General features: G+C 52.7%; 3 protein-coding genes. 2 read left to right on the top strand and 1 reads right to left on the bottom strand.

Going from position 1 to position 8199, the window contains the following annotated elements:
- Nucleotides 1–559 precede the first annotated feature (559 nt).
- The gene (locus tag CIK94_RS00430; RefSeq protein WP_094420650.1) at nucleotides 560–2197 is read left to right on the top strand and encodes an ABC-F family ATP-binding cassette domain-containing protein; all 1638 of its coding nucleotides are present in this window, start codon (nucleotides 560–562) and stop codon (nucleotides 2195–2197) included.
- 459 nt (nucleotides 2198–2656) lie between these two features.
- On the opposite strand, the gene CIK94_RS00425 is transcribed toward CIK94_RS00430, so the two are convergent.
- A complete protein-coding gene (locus tag CIK94_RS00425; RefSeq protein ID WP_144008250.1) occupies nucleotides 2657–2869 on the bottom strand; it encodes a hypothetical protein in 213 nt (70 codons plus the stop codon).
- Between the two features lie 254 nt (nucleotides 2870–3123).
- On the opposite strand from CIK94_RS00425, the gene CIK94_RS00420 reads away from it, so the two are divergent.
- Complete coding sequence (locus CIK94_RS00420) at nucleotides 3124–7500, top strand: choice-of-anchor J domain-containing protein (RefSeq protein WP_094420646.1); 4377 nt, start codon at nucleotides 3124–3126, stop codon at nucleotides 7498–7500.
- Nucleotides 7501–8199: the final 699 nt, after the last annotated feature.

Genomic DNA, 8199 nt, shown 5'->3' with positions numbered 1-8199 from the left:
CATCATGGTTATGTTTCAAATTGTAATGATAACCCTCGCGAATAAATGAAACCGTAACTGCGGTTGTTGGAATTGTTACATATTTCAGTTGTGTGCGTACACAGTTTTATTGATTTGTATCAAGAAAGGCAACAAAATCATCAATAAAAGTGTACTAACTATTGTGGGAAGTGGGAAAGGTTTATACCTTTGCATCGTCAAAAGGTTAATAGATTGTTTAGGTTAGTAGTAATAGATTTAGGTTTTTAGTTATTAGGTTTTTAAGGTAGATTGACAGATTGTTTAGCTTAGGATGACAATGGAGGCCGTGAGGTTTTCATTCTTTCGACAAAAGTTAGTTAAACATAAGTTATTACGCTGAAGCTCGCTGATGAGTCTCAGCGTATTTTTTTTGTCTTCGCGTTTCCCGTGGTTTCTCTCTCGCGCGCCCCGACTGTTGTCCCATTCTGCCAATTTATGTCTGTGTCACGGCAAATTCCTGCGATATGCAATAGGGATTGAGTATTTTTTAGGTAACTTTGCATCGTTTTTCACATTACGCACCAGAAAATAATAGAATATGATTTCAGTAGATGGACTGACCGTTGAGTTCGGCGGCACCACCTTGTTCAAGGACATTACCTTCCAGATCAACGAGAAGGACCGTATCGCCCTGATGGGCAAGAACGGCGCAGGCAAAAGTACCCTGCTCAAGATATTGGCGGGAGTGCGCAAGCCCACACGCGGGTCTGTGTCGGCGCCCAAAGACTGCGTCGTCGCCTATCTCCCCCAGCACCTGATGACCGAAGACGGCCGCACCGTGTTTGAGGAGACCTGCCAGGCATTTGCGCATCTGCACGAGATACAGGCAGAGATAGACCGTATCAATGACCTCCTTTCCACCCGCACCGACTACGAGAGCGATGAGTATATGCAGCTCATCGAGACGGTGTCTACGCTTTCCGAGAAGTTTTATGCCATTGACATGACTCACTTCGAGGAGGATGTAGAGAAGACCCTGTTGGGTCTCGGCTTCGAGCGCAGTGACTTCGACCGGCCCACCAGCGAGTTTTCGGGAGGATGGCGTATGCGTATCGAACTCGCCAAACTGCTCCTCAAGTCGCCCGACGTGCTGTTGCTCGACGAGCCCACCAACCACCTCGACATCGAGTCTATCGGCTGGCTCGAGCAGTTTATCATCAACAGCTCCAAGGCAGTGGTGGTCATCAGCCACGACCGCAAGTTTGTCGACAACATCACCACGCGCACCATCGAGGTCACCATGGGCCGCATCTACGACTACCGCGCCACCTATAGCCACTATCTCGAGTTGCGCAAAGAGCGCCGTGAGCAGCAGATGAAGCAGTATGAGGAGCAGCAGAAGATGATAGCCGAGACCAAGGACTTCATCGAGCGCTTCAAGGGCACCTACTCCAAGACCCTGCAGGTGCAGAGCCGCGTCAAGATGCTTGAGAAACTCGAGCTTATCGAGGTCGACGAGGAAGACACCAGCCGTCTGCGCCTGAAGTTCCCGCCCAGTCCGCACAGCGGTGCTTATCCCGTGCAGATGAGCGATGTGTCTATGTCATTTGGCGACAAGACTGTCTTCAGCGGCGTCAATCTCACCGTGGAGCGGGGAGACAAGATTGCCTTTGTGGGCCGCAACGGCGAGGGTAAGTCGACCCTCGTGAAGTGCATCATGGGCGAGCTGCAGAACCAGGGAGACCTCAATCTCGGCTACAATGTCCAGATAGGCTATTTCGCCCAGAACCAGGCGTCGCTGCTCGACGACAACCTCACCGTCTTCCAGACCATCGACGATGTGGCCAAGGGCGACATACGCAGCAAGATACGCGACCTGCTCGGCGCCTTCATGTTTGGCGGCGAGGAGTCTACCAAGAAGGTCAAGGTGTTGTCGGGTGGAGAGCGTACGCGCCTCGCCATCCTCAAGCTGCTGCTCGAGCCGGTCAACCTGCTTATCCTCGACGAGCCCACCAATCATCTGGACCTCAAGACCAAGGACATCCTCAAGCAGGCGCTTCAAGATTTCGATGGCACCCTTATCGTGGTGAGCCACGACCGTGACTTCCTCGACGGGCTGGTCAGCAAGGTCTACGAGTTTGGCCATGGCCGCGTGCGTGAGCACCTCTGCGGCATCTACGAGTTCCTCGAGTCCAAGGCTATGGAGAACCTGCAGGAACTCGAGAAGAAGCACTGATGCCCGCTCGGTATCTATAGCAGAAATGCAGTGATGGTGCATATTATGATATATGTCAAGAAAGAGGCCCCGAGCAGCAGAAAGTGGCCCCAGACTATTGTCAGAACCGCAGAAGTGTAGTACCTTTGCATCATCAAAAGGTTAATAGATTGTTTAGATTAGTAGTAATAGATTTAGGTTTTTAGTTATTAGGTTTTTAAGGTAGATTGACAGATTGTTTAACCAGGATGACAATGGAAACCGTGAGGTTTTCATTCGTTTAGAAAATAAGTAGTTAAACATATCGGATACGCTGAAGCTCGTTGATGAGTCTCAGCGTATTTTTTTTGCCCATGGCGAGGGTAGGGGCTGCCGTCACGATGAGGCTCATGATGCGCAGCAGCGCGGTGATGATGCAAACCGATGATACTCACTGCATCCATTGCTTTCCTGATTGCGTTTGGCGGCTCGTGCCTTCCGTTACGCGCTTCCGTGCCTTCCGATGCGTGCTTCCGTGCCTTCCGATACGCACCCTCGTGCCTTCCGATACGCGCCAGCCGGCGTCATTTCCACGCCGCCATCTGTTATTTCCTCATTCGCGACTGTCATCTCCACGTTTCCAACCCTAATCTCCAGGTTTCTAACTGTCATCTCCAGGTTTCCAACCATCATCTCCACGTTATTGGCGGTCATCTCCGTGTTATGCAACCCTATGATAACCAATGTGGGCGGTTTTTGCTTGGTTTGGATGGAAACGGCGAAAGGCGCTGATGTGTCGGCGGTTATGCCGTTTTTGGCCTCGGGCGGGCTGGTGATAAATTAGAAAATCCCAAAAAGAAATTAAAATTTTCTAATAATAATTGCAATTTTTTCCGAAAAACTGATTACTTTTGTGGACATATAGGAACCACATTATTATTAATTACAATTTTCAAGTGTTACAGTCTATGAAAAGAATCATTACTTGTCTCAGCATGCTATGTATGCTGGTAGGACTTGCCATGGCAAGTCCGGGACCGAAAGCCCTTGCGGCTTCCGCAGAGACTACGCTCTACGGAGGAATCTCAACGGGCATGAAGCCGGTCGGTATCTATTCGACCACCACGGCGACCCCGCCGACCCTAACCCCTCTTGCAAGCATTTCCAGCGTGACGCCCTCGGCTGGTGTGTACATCGATGGTTACTACTACGTGTTGTCTGCTTATATTAGGGGATCCAAAGTACTCCTTACCACGTTGGAAAAGTATGATACCAACACATGGCAAATCGTCGAGAATCTCAGCTCCGGCACAGATGTTCCTACCTCTCTGGTTTACAACCCCAAGGATGGTAAGACCTACGGATGCTATCCCGCCAATTCCAGTCTCTTTAGGTTGTGTACGCTTGATTTGACCAGCGGTGTCAAGACCAATGGAGGTGTGCTTGACCAGCGCTATGTAGCCCTCTTTACTGACAATAGTGGCAAGGTGTATGGTATCGGTCTGGATGGTAATCTGTGCCAGCTCAATCTGGAGACCGCCGAAGCCACCGTTATCGGCGCTACCGGCGTGACTCCCTCTATAGATGTGCAGGACGCCTGTTTTGACGAGTCGACCAATACTGTATACTGGTTTGCCCACACTGCCGACGAGAGTTCGCTGTACACTGTAGATGTAACTACTGGTAAGGCTACCAAGGTGACCGACTTTGCAAGCCCCGCCATCAGATGGGCTGGTGTGTTTGCCAAGCCCGCCAAGAAAGTGGAAAGGCCCGCTTTCATCGCCAAGATGAGAACCGAGTTTGACAAGAGCAGCCTCACTGGTAAGTTTATCTTCACCATGCCCGACAAGACCGAGAGCGGTGAAGCCCTGACCTCAAACCTCTCTTACACGTTCTTCCTCAACGACGCTGAGTACAAGACCGGCGAAGGCGCCCCCGGTGCCGAGGTCGAAGTGCCCGTTACCGTGCCTGCCGACGGCAAGTACAAGTTTGCCGTTTGTGCCAAACTCGACGGCGCCAGCGGTCTGACCACCTATATCGAAAAGTATATCGGTCAGGACTCTCCCAAGACTCCTGCCAACCTCAAGGCAGTCAAGGCCGAGGGTTCCAATGAGATTACCATCAGCTGGGATGCCGTCACAGAAGGCGTCAACGGCGGATATATCAACACTGCAGCCATCAAGTACTCGCTGGTACGCCAGCCCGACAACGTGACTGTAGCTTCAGACCTCACCACTACCTCGTTTACCGACAAGACCATCACCGCGATGAACAACTACAACTACGTGCTCATGGCCACCGACGGCGTGAAGAGCAGTGGTGCGGTGACCTCTAACGACGTGCTCGCCGGCGAAGACCTCGGTGTGGCTCTGCCTTACGAAAACAGCTTCCTCGGTGAAAATGGCATGGGCTTCTTTACCACCATCGACGCCAATGAGGACGGCAACACATGGAGAAGCAACGGCAAGAACGTGTTCTACAAAGCCAGCAAGGACAAAGACGCCAATGACTGGCTGGTTTCTCCTATCGTGAAACTGGAGAAGGGCAAGGCCTACCACCTCACCATGGCCCTCATGGTAAGCGACCTGAACAAGCAGGAACGCTTTGAGATAATGTATGGCAAGGAGAAGACAGCTGCCTCGATGACCAAGAAGGTCTGCAACGAGAAGGTAACCTCTACCGGCTGCTATGTAGACGAATGGATTACCGCCGACGAGACCGGCCTCTTCTATATCGGCCTCCATGTCACCTCTGAGAAGAATCAGGGTGCCCTGGCTGTCTCTGACTTCAAACTCTCTGACGGCATCAATACCAAGAGTCCTGGTGCCGCTACCGACATCACCGTGATTCCCGGCGAAAAGGGCGCACTCACCAGCGAGGTAGAGTTCACCTGTCCTACCAAGAACTTCAGCAATGGCCCATTGTTTGGTCTTTCCAAGGCTGTTGTAACCAATCTTACCACTGGCAGAGAGATTGCCACTATAGACGGTGCAGAACTGGCTGTAGGTCTGAAGGTGAAGGTAAGCGACCCCAATCCTACCACTGGCGAGAACGAGTACAGCGTAGTATGCCATAACACCTATGGCGCCGGTGTCCTGGCTACCGCCAAGGGCTGGGTAGGTCCTGATGCTCCCGGTGCTCCTACCAAGGTTCAGTGGGTACAGAAGGGCTCGCAGACCATCATCACCTGGGAGGCTCCTACCACAGGTAAGCACGGTGGCTACGTAGACCCCACCCAGATCTACTACTCTGTATACAATGCAGAGACACAGACCAAGATCAAGTCAGACCTGACCACCTGCACCCATGTAGACGCTCCTAATCTCTCTGACCTGCAGACCTCTCTCGCCTATGTGCTCTATGCCTACAACGACTATGGCACCAGCGCCCCCGCTTACAGTAACACCTCTGCCTTCGGTTATGGCTATAAGTGTCCTCTCAAGGAATCGTTTGCCAACAGAAGGCTGTCTACCAAGCCCTGGCTTATCAGCACCACATCGGGCAACAACGTATGGCAGCTGACAGCTGACCTCGCTCCCAACGTATCGTCTCAGGATGGCGACAACGGTATGGTAGGTTATAGCGCCGGCAACCCCGGTGGCGCCCGTCTCACAACGCCCATCATCGACCTGAGCACCGAGAAAAGACCCACCATCAAGCTGTGGTACTATCTCTTTGATACAGCTTCAGACCTGAAGATTACTGTGTCTAACGACTGCGGTCTGACATGGACCGACGTGGCCACTCTGCCCAAGGAAGTAGTTAAGAAGTGGACTGCCGCTACCGTAGACCTCTCTGCCTACAAGGCCTATGACCACCTGCAGATAGGTATCGAGGCTACCAACAAGACTATGGCCTCTCCTCTCTTCATAGATAACGTCACCGTGGGCAATACCTTCGACTATGACCTCGCGGTCCAGAGCCTCGTGCTGCCCAAGTCTGCCAAGGCTGGTTCGGACATCAAGGCTTCTGTCTCTGTATTCAACAACGGTCTCAAGGCTGCAGGCGCATACAAGCTGCAGTGCTATGTCAATGGTGAACTGGTCAACACACTTAACGGTAGCGCTCTGGCTGCTGATGCCCTGGAGACCTTCAATATTGATATCACCGTTCCACTGCTCGACGCCGAAGAGCTCGAGGTGAAGTGCAAGGTTGTCTATGCCGACGACGAGAACAAGGCTAACAACGAGAAGACCGCGATAGCTGCGGTTACTCCTTCCAAGTATCCCCAGCCCACTGCCCTCAAGGCCACTGCCAAGGCCGATGGCAATGTGACTCTCAACTGGGCTGCTCCTACTACCGAGTACTATGCCGAGCGCACCGACGATATGGAGAGCTACGAGTCATGGAGTGTAGGCGGTATCGTGGTTGAGGAAAACAGAGCCACTCACGAGATGATTGTCACCACAGACCGTGGCTCGCTCGGCGACTATACCCTCATCGACTGCGACCATCTGGCCACAAACTATACCTGGGGCGCTGTTGATGGTGGTCAGAGCATTCCTCACCTCGGCCAGGGTATGGTATGTCAGGTTATCGACTGCGACAAATACAACAGCAAGACTAGCATCATGGCTGCCCATAGTGGCAAGAAGACGCTCTGCTTCTGGTCATCTGTTCAGAATGATGACTACCTCATTCTTCCCGAACTTGCTCCTAACAACAAGTACATCTCTTTCTGGGCCAAGTCACTCTCCAATAGGTACGGCCTCGAGTCGTTCGACATCGTGGTATCCAAGAGCGGCAAGGAGCCTTCTGACTTCACCCTCTTCAAGTCTGTCGAGAACGTGCCTGTAGGCTACAAGACCGACCCCGAAGCCGGCTACGCTTTCTATGAGTTCCAACTTCCCGAGGACACCAAGTATGTGGCTATCCACTACAATGCCAAGGATGTGCTGGCGCTGCTCATCGACGATATCACCTGTACTCCTGCCTCTAACAAGGCCAACCTCACTCTGGAGGGTTACAATGTATATCGCAACGGTGTCAAGCTCAACGAGAGCCCCGTCACTGCCGCTACTTACAGCGACAAGATTTCGGGCGAAGATGTTTACCGCTACAACGTGACCTCTGTATTCAGCGTAGGTGAGTCGAGCTTCTCCAACACTGCTCAGGTATCTCTCAACACCGGTATCGGCGACAACGCCATCGGTGAGGGCCGCATCTACGGTGCCGAGGGTGCCATCGTAATCGAGGGTATGGCTGGCGCAGATGTTACTATCTACACTGTCGACGGTCGTCTGGTTCAGCAGGTTAAGGCCGAACCTACTACCCGCGTTGCCGTAAGCAAGGGTGTGTATGTAGTCAAGACCCGTGAGCTGTCTCGCGCGATTGCCGTAAGATAAGAAGACCGTCATCTCCATCGGGAGAGATGCCAAGTCTTTCCTGGAGAATGACCCGACACAATAAGAAAAGGACGTATCCTCAATCAGGGTACGTCCTTTTTTCGTGCGGAATTGTGGCAATGGGGAAGGGGAGGACCACGGGCCCCATCCCAGCCTTCCCCAAGGGGAAGGAGCGTCACGCAATCACCTCAAGCTCAGTCGGATGGGACTCCCGCCCCTTGGGGAGGGCTGGGGAGGGGCTTCTATTGTAGCCCCCTCAAGCAGCAGCAACTCTGACGGAGTTGCGATTCCCCAGCCCAGGGTTGCGGGCGAAGCACGCTACCCTGGGTAAGCACCCCACTAATCTGGCAACTCTACAGGAGTTGCGATTAGCCGTAGGCGTTATACTCAATCTTATGGTTTTCACCAACCTGTTCCTACCCATTATCCTGCTGCGGGTAACGCCTACGGCTAACCGCAACACTTACAGCGTTGCTACCCTTATTATACATATACCCAGGGTAGAGGCGCTACACGCCTCAACCCTGGGCTATGAAATCGCAACTCCTACAGAGTTGCCGGGGGTGCGTACCATCCAACAGCAAGCCCCATCCCAACATAGAGGCCCCATCCCAACCTTCCCCAAGGGGAAGGAGCAGTACCCCAACATCCTTAAACTCAGCGGGAATGAGCTCCCGCCCCTTGGGGAGGGATGGGGAG

Origin of the sequence: Prevotella sp. P4-51, assembly GCF_002251455.1 — a bacterium.
Lineage (GTDB): Bacteria > Bacteroidota > Bacteroidia > Bacteroidales > Bacteroidaceae > Prevotella.
The sequence above is the reverse complement of the archived record's forward strand: the minus strand, read 5'-3'. Positions and strand labels throughout refer to the sequence as shown.